Source organism: Streptomyces sp. RKAG290, from assembly GCF_023701695.1.
Lineage (GTDB): Bacteria > Actinomycetota > Actinomycetes > Streptomycetales > Streptomycetaceae > Streptomyces.
The window spans coordinates 7,185,870-7,199,616 of record NZ_JAJOZC010000001.1; the positions used below are offsets into that span (position 1 = coordinate 7,185,870).

Genomic DNA, 13,747 nt, shown 5'->3' on the forward strand with positions numbered 1-13,747 from the left:
CTCGACGCATGAGATCAAGCGTTACGCAGCCGGGGCGCCGGGCGCTGGGTGAAGACGTGCGGATCAGGCGGGCGACCGCCCGGGACGCCAAGCGTCTGACCCGTCTGGTCCGGGGCTCACGGGCCTACGAGGGGCCGTACGCCCCCATGGTCGCCGGATACCGGGTGGGCCCCGACTACATCGAGACGCACAGGGTCTTCGCGGTGGTCGGACAGGACACCGGGCGGCTGCTGGGCTTCTACTCGCTGGTGCTGGATCCGCCCGAGCTCGATCTCATGTTCGTCGCCGAGGGAGCGCAGGGCGCCGGCGTGGGGCGGCTGCTCATCGCGCACCTGCGGGACGAAGCGCGGGACGCCGGGCTCACGGGCGTACGCATCGTCTCGCATCCGCCCGCCGAGGGTTTCTACCGGAGTGTGGGAGCCCTGCGGACCGGCACCGAGCGAGCCGCACCGCCCGCGGTGATGTGGGACCGGCCCGAGCTGATGCTCCCGGTCGGCTGAGGACCAAAGACCGTGCGGCGGACCGGAAGGATCCGGCGGACCGCAAACGACCCGACGGACAGCAAACGGCCCGCCCGGACCCGCGCGAGGCGGATCCGGCCGGGCCGGTGAAGGGAGCGGGGGCCCGCTACGACCCCTTGGGCCAGCCCCCGTACGGACGCGTGATGATCTCCATCGCGTGACCGGACGGGTCGATGAAGTAGACCCCCCGGCCGCCGTCGTTGTGGTTGATCTCGCCCGGGTGCTTACGGTGCGGGTCGGCGTAGTACGTGGTCCCGAGCTCCCGGATGCGGGCGTACGCCGTGTCGAACTCCGCCTCGGAGATCAGGAAGGCGTAGTGCTGCGGGGTCAGGGACTCGGCGGGAACGGTGGCGAAATCCAGGGTGACCCCGTTGGCCGTGGCGAGCGGGATGAACGGGCCCCACTCGGCGCCGGTCTCCAGCCCCAGGATGCCGGCCAGGAACTCGGCGGACTCCCGGTTGTCCCGGGCGTGAACGATGGTGTGATTCAACTCGACTGACACTGTGGAATGCCTCCAACGGGCATCTCACGGGCACCTCCACGCCTCACCCGGCCGGTGACCGGCGCGCGATGCCGTACCGAAGATCCTAGGCGGCTTCTCCGCGGCTCGTCGAGGGTGCCCGCGCCCCGGTCAGTGGCCCGCGGCCAGTTCCCCGCTCAGGGTCTCGTGGAGGTGGGCACTGTCCTGGTTGAGCCCGATGATCTCCACGGTCTTGCCGCGCTGTGCGTACTTCGCGGTGATCGCGTCCAGGGCGGCGACGGAGGAGGCGTCCCAGATGTGGGTGGCCGACAGGTCGATGACGACGCGGTCCGGATCGCCCGCGTAGTCGAAGCGGGTCACCAGCTCGTTGGACGACGCGAAGAACAGTTCCCCGGTGACGGCGTAGAGCACGCTGCCGCCCTCGGGGTCGGTCACGGAGGTGACCTGTGCGACCCGGGCCACCCGCCGGGCGAAGACGACCATGGCGGTGACCGTCCCGACCACCACGCCGATGGCCAGGTTGTGGGTGGCGACGACGCACGCCACGGTGATCACCATGACGCCGGTCTCCCCGAGGGGCATCCGGCGCAGCGTTCCCGGCGCGATGGAGTGCCAGTCGAACGTACCCACCGACACCATCACCATGACCGCGACCAGCGCGGCCATCGGAATGTCCGAGACGAGCGGACCGAAGACGATGCACAGAACCATCAGGAAGGCGCCGGCGAGGAAGGTGGACAGCCGGGTCCTGGCGCCCGACACCCGTACGTTGATCATCGTCTGGCCGATCATCGCGCAGCCGCCCATGCCGCCGAAGAACCCGGTCACGACGTTGGCGATGCCCTGGCCGACGGACTCGCGCGTCTTGCTGGAGCGGGTGTCGGTGATCTCGTCGACCAGCTTCGCCGTCATCAGCGACTCCATCAGCCCGACGAGGGCCATCGCCAGGGCGTACGGCGCGATCGTCGTCAGGGTGTCCAGCGTGAACGGTACGTCCGGCAGGCCTGGCACCGGCAGCGAGGACGGCAGGGCGCCCTTGTCGCCGACGGTCGGCACCGCGATGGCCGCACCGACCGTGATCGCCGTGAGGATCGCGATGGAGACCAGCGGAGCCGGCACCACCCTGGTCAGCTTCGGGAAGAACACCATCAGTGCGAGCCCGCCGGCGATCAGCGGATAGACGGCCCACGGCACGTCGTGCATCTCCGGGACCTGCGCCATGAAGATCAGGATCGCCAGGGCGTTCACGAAGCCGACCATCACGCTGCGCGGTACGAAGCGCATGAGCCGCGCGATCCCGAGCGCACCCAGCACGATCTGGAACAGACCGCCGAGGATGACCGCGGCGACCAGATAGCCGAAGCCGTGTTCGCGGTTGAGCGGCGCGATGACCAGGGCCACCGCCCCCGTTGCGGCCGAGATCATGGCGGGCCGGCCGCCGACCACGGAAATGGTGACGGCCATGGTGAACGAGGCGAAGAGGCCGATGCGCGGATCCACGCCCGCGATGATCGAGAAGGAGATCGCCTCGGGGATCAGGGCCAGCGCGACGACCAGACCTGCCAGCACCTCGGTACGCAGCACCTTGGGGGACCGGACAGTGGTGGACAGGCTCTTCAGGGACCGGACGGGGGAGGGCAGCAAGGAGAGGTGAACCTGTCGTGATCGGGTCCGTTCCGCCGGGCGGCGGGCACCCGGGCGTGTGCGGGACCCTCAAGACTCTACCCTCACGTTAGGGTAGAGATGAGTCGCGACCGTGCGGCGGGAAGAGCGGGGAGCGGCGGACGTGAGCGGCGAGCACATGCAGATCGGCGAGGTCGCCGCACGGACCGAGCTCTCGCTGCGGACCATCCGGCACTACGACGACGCCGGCCTGGTCACCCCCTCCGCCCGCTCGCAGGGCGGTTTCCGGCTCTACACCGAGGCGGACGTCACCCGCCTGATGGTCATCCGGCGCATGAAGCCGCTCGGGTTCACCCTCGAGGAGATGCGGGAGCTGCTGGCGGCCACCGACCGGCTCGACTCCTCGGCTCCCCTCACCGCCGAAGAGGGGGCCGCCCTGCTGGAACGGGTGCGCGGTTTCGAGCTGGCCGCCGAGGAGCGCGTGGCGTCGCTCCGTGCCCAGCTGGCGCGGGCCGAGGAGTTCGCGCAGACCCTGCGCGAGCGGCTCGGCCGCCTCCCGGCTCCGTAGCCTGCCGCGATGGAGCCCGTTGCGGCAGGTCAGACGGTGTCGGCCGGGGCGACGCTGTGGACGTCCGTGACAGTGAAGAGTCCGCCGTCCGGATCGAGCAGCGTGGCCTCGCGCCCGTCGGGCCGTCGCAGCTCCTCGACGAGCGCGCCGCCGAGCTCCCGCGCCACCGCCACGGCGGCGGTCACGTCGGGTACCGGGAAGTTGACCTGCCAGTGCGGGCGGACCTGCGGATCGGGGGCCGCCTCGAGAGCGCCGGAACTGATCCGGGCCAGCTGCCGGCCGCCGCAGTGCACGACCACCTCGTCCGTCGCGTACGACACCTCGCAGGAACCGGGCCGTCCGCTCGCCCATTCCAGTACCTCGCCGTAGAAGATCGCGGCATCGAAGGCGTCCCTGGTGACCAGTCGCAGCCAGGCGTGCGAACGGCCGTCCGGGGCGGGCGGTGACGTCGCGGGCTCGGTCCGCTCCCAGATGCCGAAGCCCGCTCCGTCACGGTCGGCGGCCAGTGCGCCGCGCCCCTTGCCCAGGGCCAGCGGCCCCACCGCGACCGTGCCGCTGCGCTCACGGATGCGGGAGGTCGCCACATCGGCGTCGTGGACGGCGAAGTAGGGCGTCCACGCCACCGCGACGTGGAACGTGGTCGCCACGGCGCCGATACCGGCGACCGGGACATCGCCGCGGCGGGCCACCGAGAACTCCTGGCCGAGCTTGCCCGGCCGGAAGGTCCAGCCCATCACCGGACCGTAGAACTCCTGCGCCGACTCCAGGTCCCGGGTCATGAGGTTGACCCAGCAGGGTGCCGCGGGGCCGGTCAGAGGCGCGGGCGCGGATGCCGTGCCAGGGGTGCTTCCGGTCATGGTCCTACTGCCTTCATGGGGTGTGCGGCAGATGTGTGCCGGTGGCCTGCGGGCCCTCCCCAGCCTCACCGCGGGCGGCCGCTCCCGCAACACGCGACACCGCGGCCCGCTGCCGGCACGCCGTCCGGGCGGCACGCAAGCGTGCCGCCCGGGTCTGCGGCGCCCGGGCCGCCGCGGTCAGTCGCGCTGCTCGTCGTTCTCGCGCCGGGTGCTCTCGCGCGTGTGCTCACCGAGCTCGTACGGGGAGAGCCCGCGGCCGTCGGCCGGGAAGCTGTCGTCGCCGTGGACGTCGTGCTCCTCGACGTGGCTGCGGTGCTCCGGCGCCACCGGCTGCTCCTCGGGCCTCGGCGGGGGCAGCTCCTGCTCGCGCCGTCGCTTCCCCAGCCACACCGCGCCGATCAGCATGGCCACCAGGATCACTCCGACAACGGCCATCACCACTCCGGTCGCGCCGGCTCCGTCCGCGAGGGTGACCGCCTGCGTGTTCAGGGCTCCGTTCGATACGTCCATGCATGCCGGATACCCAGGGACCGGGCTGTCACTCCGCTATGAAGTCGAATTCATGTTTTAAGTGGATATGAGAGCAAAACGTGTTTCGAAGCCGCGGCGGGGCCGCATCCCGTTAACCATGCGGGGCCGGGCCGCTCGTGTCGCAGACACCCGGTTGCGGGGAGAGCCTGGAAATGACCCTTCGGAAGGAACCGCGGTGAACAGCACACAGGAAGCACAGGCGGAGGAGAACCGGCAGGGCGGGGAGGTGTCGGTCGTCGTCAGCGGGTGCGCCACGGACGACGCGCGCACGGTCTTCGACGTGCTGCGGGCGGCATTCACCACCGACCGGGCCTCGGTCGACGTGCCGCAGGACGTCGCGGGCAAACGGCCCACGGCATGGGCCACGACGGTCGATGTGGCCGAGGCGCGGGTGGTGTCGGGGCCCGTACTGCTCGGTGCTCCCGTCATGGCCGATGTGCAGGGCGGCTACTGGGCGGTCGAGCGGCTCCGGCAGAGCCTGACGGGCGCCTTCGCGGTACGGGTCGTGGGCACCGTGTCCGGGGACCAGGAGGAGGAGGTGCGGCTGCGGCTGGAGAGCAAGTAAGCCGTACGGCCACCCCGTGTGCGGATCGGGCCGGAAACCGGAAGCATGGGGACGAATCTGGCGCACGACAGCCAGGACGACCCCGTGGAAAGGTGCCGGCACGTGGATCCCACCACCCAGCGTGAGGAGGACGGCAGGGGAGAGCCCCGGGCGGCCGCCGACCGCTCCACCCTGACCCTGCACGTCAACGGCACCGAGCGGACACTGACGCTGGATCACCGCACCACGGTCCTGGACACCCTGCGTCTGCACCTCGGCCTGACCGGTGCGAAGAAGGGCTGCGACCACGGCCAGTGCGGTGCCTGCACCGTCCTGGTGGACGGCAGGCGCGCGAACAGCTGCCTGCTTCTGGCCGTCGCGCAGGACGGCGCCCGCATCACCACGATCGAGGGCCTGGCCGACGGCGACCGGCTGCACCCCCTCCAGGAAGCCTTCCTGGAGCGTGACGCGCTCCAGTGCGGCTACTGCACGCCCGGCCAGATCTGTTCCGCGGTCGGGGTGCTGGGCGAGGCGGCGGACGGCTTCCCCTCGCACGCGACCGGGCACACCGCGCCCGTCACCGTCCCGGCCCCGCTGGACGCCGCCGAGATCCGCGAGCGCATGAGCGGCAATCTCTGCCGCTGCGGCGCCTACCCCCGCATCGTCGAGGCGATCGGGGACGTGGCGCCGTGAAACCCTTCGCCTATCTGCGCGCCGGATCAGTCGCCGAAGCGGTCCGCGAGAGCGCGGCCCATCCAGGCGCCAGGTTCCTCGGCGGGGGCACCAACCTCGTCGACCTGATGAAGCTGGGGGTGGAGACCCCCGGCCTGCTCATCGACATCAGCCGGCTCCCGCTCGACCGGGTGACGGACACCGACGACGGCGGACTGCGCATCGGCGCGACGGTACGCAACAGCGACCTGGCCGCCCACCACGCGGTACGTGCCCGCTACCCCGCCCTCTCCCAGGCGTTGCTGGCCGGCGCCTCCGGGCAGCTGCGCAACACCGCCACCACCGGCGGCAACCTCCTCCAGCGCACCCGCTGCCCGTACTTCCAGGACACCTCCAAGCCCTGCAACAAGCGCGAGCCGGGCAGCGGCTGCCCGGCCCGCGAGGGCGCCCACCGCGACCTGGCGGTCCTCGGCCACTCAACGGACTGCGTCGCCACTCACCCCTCGGACATGGCCGTCGCGCTGGCCGCCCTCGGCGCCACGGTCCTGCTGCACGGCCCGGACGGCGAACGGGCCGTGCCCGTCACCGACTTCCACCGGCTGCCGGGGGACAGCCCCGCGGCGGACACCGTGATCCGGCCGGACGAGCTCATCACCGAGGTCCTCCTGCCGCCGCTTCCCGACGGTGCGTACTCCCTGTACCGAAAGGCCCGCGACCGGGCGTCGTTCGCCTTCGCCCTGGTCTCCGTGGCGGCCGTCCTGCGCGTCCGCGGCGGCCGGATCGAGCACGCCGCACTGGCATTCGGCGGACTCGCCCACCGGCCCTGGCGGGCCCGTGCGGCCGAGGACGTCCTGCGCGGCGCACCCGCCACCGGCGAGACGTACGAAGCAGCGGCGGACGCCGAACTCGCCGCGGCCCGCCCGCTGCGTGACAACGCGTTCAAGGTCGGCCTGGCCCGCCGCCTCGCCGTCGACGCCCTGGCCGAACTCGCCGCCCGATCCTGAAGAGCCGAGGACTCCCGCCATGAGCCACGCCCCCAGCCCCTGGGCGCCCCCGTCGTCCGCCGCGAAGGCCGGGACAAGGTCACCGGCGCCGCGCGCTACTCCGCCGAGCGCAACCTGCCCGGCTGCCTGTACGCCTGGCCCGTGCCCGCCACCGTTCCGCGCGGTCGCGTCACCGCCATCCACGCCGCCGGCGCGCTGGCCCTTCCCGGGGTCCGCGCCGTCCTCACCCACGAGAACGCGCCCCGGATCGAGGAGCCCGACGACCCGATCCTCGCAGTCCTGCAGAACGACCACGTGCCGCACCGCGGCTGGCAGATCGCCCTCGTCGTGGCCGACACCCTCGAAGGCGCGAGGGCGGGCGCCGAGGCGCTGCACATCACCTACGAGAGCGCGCCGCACGACGTCGTACTGACCGAGGACCACCCCGGTCTGTACACCCCGCAGACCGCCAACGGCGGCTACCCGGCCGTACGCGAACGCGGCGACTTCGACAAGGCCTTCGCCGCGGCGCCCGTACGGATCGACGCCATGTACACGCTCGGCGCCCTGCACAACCACCCCATGGAGCCGCACGCCTCGACCGCCCACTGGTCCCCGGAAGGGCATCTCACGGTGTACGACACCGGCCAGGGGAGCACCACGGTGCGCGACACCCTCTCCACCCTGTTCGGGCTCCGGCCGGACCAGGTCACCGTGGTCTCGGAACACGTCGGCGGCGGCTTCGGCAGCAAGGGCACCCCGCGTCCCCAGGTCGTGCTCGCCGCGATGGCCGCGCTCCACACCGGCCGGCCCGTCGAACTGTCCTTGCCCCGACGTCACATGGCCGCCGTCGTCGGCCACCGCGCGCCCACGGTGCAACGCGTCCGGCTCGGCGCCGAGGCCGACGGCACCCTCACCTCGATCGCCCACGAGGTCATCTCGCACACCTCGACCGTCAAGGAGTTCGTGGAACAGGCCGCCGTGCCGGCCCGCATGATGTACGGCTCCGCACACAGCCGCACCAGCCACCGGGTCACCGCGCTCGACGTCCCCAGCCCGTCGTGGATGCGGGCCCCGGGCGAGGCTCCCGGCATGTACGCCCTCGAATCCGCCCTCGACGAACTCGCCTCGGCCCTCGGCGTCGACCCCGTGGAACTGCGACTGCGCAACGACCCGGCCGACGAACCCGACTCCGCGAAACCCTTCAGCAGCCGCAATCTGGCCGCCTGTCTGCGGGAGGGCGCGACGCGCTTCGGCTGGCACGACCGTGACCCCCGCCCCGCCGTCCGCCGCGAAGGGCACCTGCTGCTCGGCACGGGCGTCGCCGCCGCCACGTACCCCGTCTACGTCAGCGCCTCCCACGCCTCGGCGCACGCCGCCGCCGACGGGACGTACCGCATCGCGGTCAACGCCACCGACATCGGCACCGGCGCCCGCACCGTCCTCGCGCAGATCGCCGCGGGGGTGCTGGAGACCCCGGTGGAGAACGTGAGGGTCGACATCGGCGACAGCGACCTGCCGGACGCGCCGCTGGCCGGCGGCTCCTCGGGCACGGCCTCCTGGGGCTGGTCCGTGCACAAGGCGGCCACCGGCCTCGTGCGGCAGCTCGGTGAGCGCACCGGACCGCTGCCGGAGGAAGGGGTGACGGTCACCGCCGACACCGTGCAGGAGACGGCCGCCGACTCCCCGTACGCCCGGCACGCCTTCGGTGCGCATTTCGCGGAGGTGGCGGTCGACACCCGGACCGGCGAGGTCCGGGTACGCCGGATGCTCGGAGTCTTCGCCGCCGGGCACATCCTGAACTCCCGCACCGCCCGCTCCCAGTTCATCGGCGGAATGACCATGGGGCTCGGGATGGCCCTCACCGAGGGCAGCACCATGGACCCGGTCTTCGGTGACTTCACCGAGAGCGACCTCGCCTCCTACCACGTGCCGGCCTGCGCCGACGTGACCGATATCGAGGCGCACTGGATCGACGAGGACGACCCGCACCTCAACCCGATGGGCAGCAAGGGCATCGGCGAGATCGGCATCGTCGGCGCGGCCGCGGCGATCGGCAACGCCGTCCGGCACGCCACCGGCGCCCGGCTGCGCACCCTCCCGCTCACGCCGGACCGGCTGCTGCCCCACCTGCCCTGAGGAGGGCGCGCGCCCGGCGCCGACGGCACCCCGTCAGGGCCGAATGCGCCGGTCACCGGGGGTGCGCGGCCGGATGTGTTGCGCAACCGGCGCTATCGGGTCACCCTAAGGAGTGACCCAGAAGTGACATCTGCTCACTCTTTGCATTCGGGGGTCGTTCGTTCAACGGGGCGAAGCAGTGGGCCTCGATGTGAGGAGCCTCGACGATGACCGTTCCACTCGACCGGCAATATCTGGTCGAACTCCAGGTTTCGGCAGAGCGTGTGTCCCAGCTGCGACGGATAGTCGCCGCACACCTGCGCCACTGGAGTCTCGAACTCCACATCCGGCCCGTGTGCCGCGCTGTGGAGGAGCTGCTGACCAACGTCCAGCGGCACGTCGGCGACGACAACACCTGTGTCCTCGAAATCCGCTGGTCCGGACGGCACCTCACGGTCTCCGTCGCCGACAACGGTTCCGACATGCCGCGGCTGCTCCACGCGGGCGGCGGCCTCAGCCGGGTGATGGCGCTCAGCGACAGCTGGGGCACCTGCCGGACCACCGAAGGCAAGGTCGTCTGGTTCACCCGGTACGCCCAGGAGCCGCAGCACATCGAACTGGTGCCGCTGCCGCCGCTGCCCGGCGTCCGCGAATTCCGCCGTCCGCCGGCCGTGGCGGCGGAGCTCCCCCCGCCCACGCCGGTCCGGACCGACGCCCCCGCCCTCGTCTGAGGCGCGCGGCACGGGCTGCGCCCCGCGTACCCCGTACCCCCGCCCCCGCACTCCCTCGTCCCTCCCGGCGCGGATCGCATGCGTATCGCACGCATGGTCCGCGCCGGTCGGGTATGCGGATGGCGGGGGCCCGCGTTGCGCCACCTCGTCCGGCGCGGCACGGTCGAAGTACCGAGGCAAGGAGGCCACAGTCATGCCCATCGCGACGGTCAACCCCGCGAACGGCGAGACCCTCAGGACGTTCGACGCCCTGGGAGCGGACGAGATCGAGCGGCGGCTCGCCGCGGCGGACGCCGCTTTCCGGGAGTACCGCACCACCGGATTCGGTGAGAGGTCCCGGCTGCTCAACCGGGCCGCCGACCTCCTCGACGAGGACCAGAAGGACATCGCCCGCACCATGACCCTGGAGATGGGCAAGCCGGTCAAGGCCGCCCGCGCCGAGGCCGCCAAGTGTGCGAAGGCCATGCGCTGGTACGCGGCCCACGCCGAGGGACTCCTCGCGGACGAGCACCCCGCGCCCGCCGACGTCGAGGACTCCGGTGCGTCCCGCGCCTACGTGCACTACCGCCCGCTGGGCACCGTGCTCGCCGTGATGCCGTGGAACTTCCCGCTCTGGCAGGTCGTACGGTTCGCCGCCCCCGCCCTGATGGCAGGCAACACGGGGCTGCTGAAGCACGCGTCGAACGTGCCGCAGACCGCGCTCTATCTCGGCGACCTGTTCCGCAGGGCCGGCTTCCCCGAAGGCTGCTTCCAGACCCTGCTGGTCGGCTCCGGGGCGGTCGAGGACATCCTGCGCGACCGCAGGGTGGCCGCGGCCACCCTGACCGGCAGTGAGCCGGCCGGCCGCTCGGTCGCGGCCGTCGCGGGCGACGAGGTCAAGCACACCGTCCTGGAACTGGGCGGCAGCGACCCGTATCTCGTCCTGCCCTCGGCGGACGTCGCCCGGGCCGCCCGTACCGCCGTCACCGCGCGGACCCAGAACAACGGGCAGTCCTGCATCGCCGCCAAGCGGTTCATCGTGCACGCCGACGTGTACGAGGAGTTCGCCGAACGCTTCACCGTGGGGATGCGCGACCTGACCGTCGGCGATCCGCTGGAGGAGTCCACCGACATCGGGCCGCTGGCCAGCGAGCAGGGCCGCACCGATCTGGGGGAACTCGTCGACGACGCCGTGCGGCAGGGCGCGAGCGCGCTGTGCGGCGGCGGCCGGCCCGAGGGCCTGAGCGGCGGCCTGGAACGGGGCTGGTTCTACGCCCCCACGGTGCTCACCGGCATCACCCCCGCCATGCGCATCCACCGCGAGGAGACCTTCGGCCCCGTGGCCACGCTGTACCGGGTCGGCAGCCTCGACGAGGCCGTGGAACTGGCCAATGACACGCCCTTCGGCCTCAGCTCCAACGTGTGGACCCGCGACGCCGAGGAGAGCCGGCGCTGTGTGCGCGACCTGGAGGCGGGCGGGGTCTTCTTCAACGGGATGACGGCGTCGCACCCCGCGCTCCCGTTCGGCGGGGTGAAGCGCTCCGGCTACGGGCGTGAGCTCGCCGGACACGGCATCCGTGAGTTCTGCAACGCCACCACCGTCTGGTACGGCGCCGAACCGAACTGACCGCGACCACGGCGCCGCACCCCGCCCCGCCCGCTGAAAGGTGACCATGAGCGACGCTCCACCGTCCTCGCCGACGGCAGCCCCTTCCGACGAAGAGATCGCCGCGCTCGACGCGCACTGGAGGGCCGCCAACTACCTGGCCGTCGGGCAGATCTACCTGATGGCCAACCCGCTGCTCACCGAGCCCCTGGCCGCCGAGCACATCAAGCCCCGGCTGCTCGGCCACTGGGGCACCTCACCGGGGCTCAACCTGGTCCACACCCACCTCAACCGCATCATCAAGTCGCGGGGCACCCGGGCGCTGTGTGTCTGGGGCCCCGGGCACGGCGGTCCCGCCGTCCTCGCCAACTCATGGCTGGAGGGCAGCTACTCGCAGACGTATCCCGACGTCAGCAGGGACGCCGAGGGAATGGGCCGGCTGTTCAAGCAGTTCTCCTTCCCCGGCGGGGTGCCCAGCCACGTCGCACCCGAGACCCCAGGCTCCATCCATGAGGGCGGCGAACTCGGCTACTCCCTCGCCCACGCCTACGGCGCCGCCCTGGACAACCCGGACCTGCTCGTCACCTGCGTCGTCGGCGACGGCGAGGCGGAGACGGGGCCGCTGGCCGGCTCCTGGCACGCCAACAAGTTCCTCGACCCGGTCCACGACGGGGCCGTCCTGCCGGTCCTGCACCTCAACGGCTACAAGATCGCCAACCCGACGGTGCTCGCGCGCCTCCCGGAGGCCGAACTCGACGCCCTGCTGCGGGGCTACGGACACGAACCGCTGTACGTGGAAGGGGACGACCCGGCCGTCGTGCACCGGGCGATGGCCGCCGCGATGGACCGGGCCGTCGACCGCATCGGCGAGCTGCAGACCGCCGCCCGGACCGGCGGCGCGACCGACCGGCCGCAGTGGCCCATGATCGTGCTGCGCACCCCGAAGGGCTGGACCGGTCCCGCCGAGGTCGACGGACTGCCCGTCGAAGGCACCTGGCGCGCCCACCAGGTCCCGCTCCCCGGGGTCCGCGACAACCCGGACCACCTGCGGCAGCTGGAGGCGTGGCTGCGGTCCTACCGGCCCGAGGAGCTCTTCGACACCGAAGGGCGCCCCTCGGCCCAGGTGCTCGCCTGCGTGCCCGACGGCACGGCCCGGCTCGGCGCCACCCCGGACGCCAACGGCGGGCTGCTCCTGCGCGACCTGCCCGTCCCGGCACTCGACGGTCACGCGGTCCAGGTGGACCGGCCCGGCACTGTCATGAACGAACCGACCCGGGTACTCGGCGGTCTGCTGGAGGCCGTCATGGAAGCCACCGCGGAGCGCAGGGACTTCCGGGTCGTCGGCCCCGACGAGACCGCATCGAACCGGCTCGACGACCTCTACCGGACCACCGGAAAGGCCTGGCAGGCCCGGACGCTGCCCACCGACGAGCACCTCGCCCGCGACGGCCGCGTCATGGAGGTGCTCTCCGAGCACCTGTGCCAGGGCTGGCTCGAGGGCTATCTGCTGACCGGCCGGCACGGACTCTTCTCCTGCTACGAGGCGTTCGCCCACATCGTCGACTCGATGGTCAACCAGCACATCAAATGGCTGCGGACCTCGCGCCGGCTGCCGTGGCGCCGCCCCATCGCCTCCCTCAACTACCTGCTCACCTCGCACGTCTGGCGCCAGGACCACAACGGCTTCTCGCACCAGGACCCCGGGTTCGTCGACCACATCCTGAACAAGAGCCCCGAGGTCGTACGCGTCTATCTGCCCCCGGACGCGAACACCCTGCTGTCCGTCGCGGACCACGCGCTGCGCAGCCGCGACTACGTCAACGTGATCGTGGCCGGCAAGCAGCCGAGCTTCGACTGGCTCACCCTGGACCAGGCCCGCGCCCACTGCGCGCGCGGCGCCGGGGTGTGGGAGTGGGCGGGCACGGAGGACGGCAGCCGCGATCCCGACGTGGTGCTCGCCTGTGCCGGGGACGTACCCACGCTGGAGACCGTCGCGGCGGCCGGTCTGCTCCGGCACCACCTGCCGGATCTCGCCGTCCGGGTGGTGAACGTCGTCGACATGGCCCGGCTCATGCCGCACGGCGAGCATCCGCACGGGATGCCGGACTCCGAGTACGACACCCTCTTCACCCGCGACAAGCCGGTGATCTTCGCCTACCACGGCTACCCCTGGCTGATCCACCGGCTGGCCTACCGCCGGGCCGGCCACGACCAGCTGCACGTGCGGGGCTACAAGGAGGAGGGCACGACCACCACGCCGTTCGACATGGTGGTCCGCAACGACCTCGACCGGTACCGGCTGGTCATGGACGTCATCGACCGGGTGCCGGGCCTCGGGGTCCGCGCCGTGGCGGTGCGTCAGGCGATGGCCGACGTCCGCACCCGCCACCACGCCTGGATCCGCGAACACGGCACGGACCTGCCGGAGGTCGCCGACTGGACCTGGGAGGGCTGAGGCCGCGGCAGGGGGCGGGCCCGGACAGTGCGTCTGTCCGGGCCCGCGCTCCGCCGCAGGTCAGCGGCCGGCCGCCCG

General features: G+C 72.2%; 13 protein-coding genes. 9 read left to right on the top strand and 4 right to left on the bottom strand.

The features are described 5' to 3' along the window. The first annotated feature begins 8 nt into the window (after window positions 1-8). On the top strand, window positions 9-500 hold the full coding sequence (locus tag LNW71_RS31785) for a GNAT family N-acetyltransferase (RefSeq protein WP_250971332.1): 492 nt from the start codon (window positions 9-11) through the stop codon (window positions 498-500). Window positions 501-627: 127 nt separating this feature from the next. Here the strand turns inward: LNW71_RS31785 and LNW71_RS31790 are convergent, their stop codons facing one another. Beyond that, entirely contained in the window at window positions 628-1,023 is a 396-nt protein-coding gene (locus LNW71_RS31790; protein WP_250971333.1) for a VOC family protein, read from the bottom strand. Window positions 1,024-1,152: 129 nt separating this feature from the next. Next, window positions 1,153-2,646: a SulP family inorganic anion transporter gene (locus tag LNW71_RS31795; RefSeq protein WP_250971334.1), complete on the bottom strand. Its 1,494-nt coding sequence runs from the start codon at window positions 2,644-2,646 to the stop codon at window positions 1,153-1,155. Window positions 2,647-2,788: 142 nt separating this feature from the next. Between LNW71_RS31795 and LNW71_RS31800 the strand changes: the two genes are divergently transcribed. Continuing rightward, complete coding sequence (locus tag LNW71_RS31800) at window positions 2,789-3,193, top strand: MerR family transcriptional regulator (protein WP_250971335.1); 405 nt, start codon at window positions 2,789-2,791, stop codon at window positions 3,191-3,193. A 29-nt stretch (window positions 3,194-3,222) separates the two neighbouring features. Here the strand turns inward: LNW71_RS31800 and LNW71_RS31805 are convergent, their stop codons facing one another. Then, window positions 3,223-4,050, bottom strand: a complete 828-nt coding sequence (locus LNW71_RS31805; RefSeq protein WP_250971336.1) for a VOC family protein — start codon at window positions 4,048-4,050, stop codon at window positions 3,223-3,225. A 177-nt stretch (window positions 4,051-4,227) separates the two neighbouring features. Then, window positions 4,228-4,560, bottom strand: a complete 333-nt coding sequence (locus LNW71_RS31810) for a DUF6479 family protein (RefSeq protein ID WP_250971337.1) — start codon at window positions 4,558-4,560, stop codon at window positions 4,228-4,230. Between the two features lie 196 nt (window positions 4,561-4,756). Here LNW71_RS31810 and LNW71_RS31815 point away from each other — a divergent pair, with 196 nt between their 5' ends. The 7 genes from LNW71_RS31815 (at window position 4,757) to LNW71_RS31845 (ending at window position 13,669) form a co-directional block, all read left to right on the top strand. Then, window positions 4,757-5,146: a hypothetical protein gene (locus tag LNW71_RS31815; protein WP_250971338.1), complete on the top strand. Its 390-nt coding sequence runs from the start codon at window positions 4,757-4,759 to the stop codon at window positions 5,144-5,146. 102 nt (window positions 5,147-5,248) lie between these two features. Next, complete coding sequence (locus LNW71_RS31820) at window positions 5,249-5,818, top strand: 2Fe-2S iron-sulfur cluster-binding protein (RefSeq protein WP_250971339.1); 570 nt, start codon at window positions 5,249-5,251, stop codon at window positions 5,816-5,818. Next, window positions 5,815-6,801 (top strand): xanthine dehydrogenase family protein subunit M, encoded by a 987-nt coding sequence (locus tag LNW71_RS31825; protein ID WP_250971340.1) that lies wholly within the window; start codon window positions 5,815-5,817, stop codon window positions 6,799-6,801. The genes LNW71_RS31820 and LNW71_RS31825 overlap by 4 nt, the downstream gene beginning before the upstream one ends. Before the next feature lie 39 nt (window positions 6,802-6,840). After that, on the top strand, window positions 6,841-8,919 hold the full coding sequence (locus tag LNW71_RS31830) for a xanthine dehydrogenase family protein molybdopterin-binding subunit (RefSeq protein ID WP_250972223.1): 2,079 nt from the start codon (window positions 6,841-6,843) through the stop codon (window positions 8,917-8,919). A 206-nt stretch (window positions 8,920-9,125) separates the two neighbouring features. Further along, entirely contained in the window at window positions 9,126-9,629 is a 504-nt protein-coding gene (locus LNW71_RS31835; protein WP_250971341.1) for an ATP-binding protein, read from the top strand. 193 nt (window positions 9,630-9,822) lie between these two features. Further along, window positions 9,823-11,235, top strand: coding sequence for an NADP-dependent succinic semialdehyde dehydrogenase (locus LNW71_RS31840; protein ID WP_250971342.1), 1,413 nt, complete (start codon window positions 9,823-9,825; stop codon window positions 11,233-11,235). A 46-nt stretch (window positions 11,236-11,281) separates the two neighbouring features. Continuing rightward, on the top strand, window positions 11,282-13,669 hold the full coding sequence (locus LNW71_RS31845) for a phosphoketolase family protein (protein WP_250971343.1): 2,388 nt from the start codon (window positions 11,282-11,284) through the stop codon (window positions 13,667-13,669). Window positions 13,670-13,747: the final 78 nt, after the last annotated feature.

Bases quoted from the DNA above. Each gene is read 5' to 3' on its own strand.
- LNW71_RS31785 (WP_250971332.1), top strand. From the start codon at position 9: ATGAGATCAAGCGTTACGCAGCCGGGGCGCCGGGCGCTGGGTGAAGAC.
- LNW71_RS31805 (WP_250971336.1), bottom strand. From the start codon at position 4,050: ATGACCGGAAGCACCCCTGGCACGGCATCCGCGCCCGCGCCTCTGACC.
- LNW71_RS31810 (WP_250971337.1), bottom strand. From the start codon at position 4,560: ATGGACGTATCGAACGGAGCCCTGAACACGCAGGCGGTCACCCTCGCG.
- LNW71_RS31835 (WP_250971341.1), top strand. From the start codon at position 9,126: ATGACCGTTCCACTCGACCGGCAATATCTGGTCGAACTCCAGGTTTCG.
- LNW71_RS31840 (WP_250971342.1), top strand. From the start codon at position 9,823: ATGCCCATCGCGACGGTCAACCCCGCGAACGGCGAGACCCTCAGGACG.
- LNW71_RS31845 (WP_250971343.1), top strand. From the start codon at position 11,282: ATGAGCGACGCTCCACCGTCCTCGCCGACGGCAGCCCCTTCCGACGAA.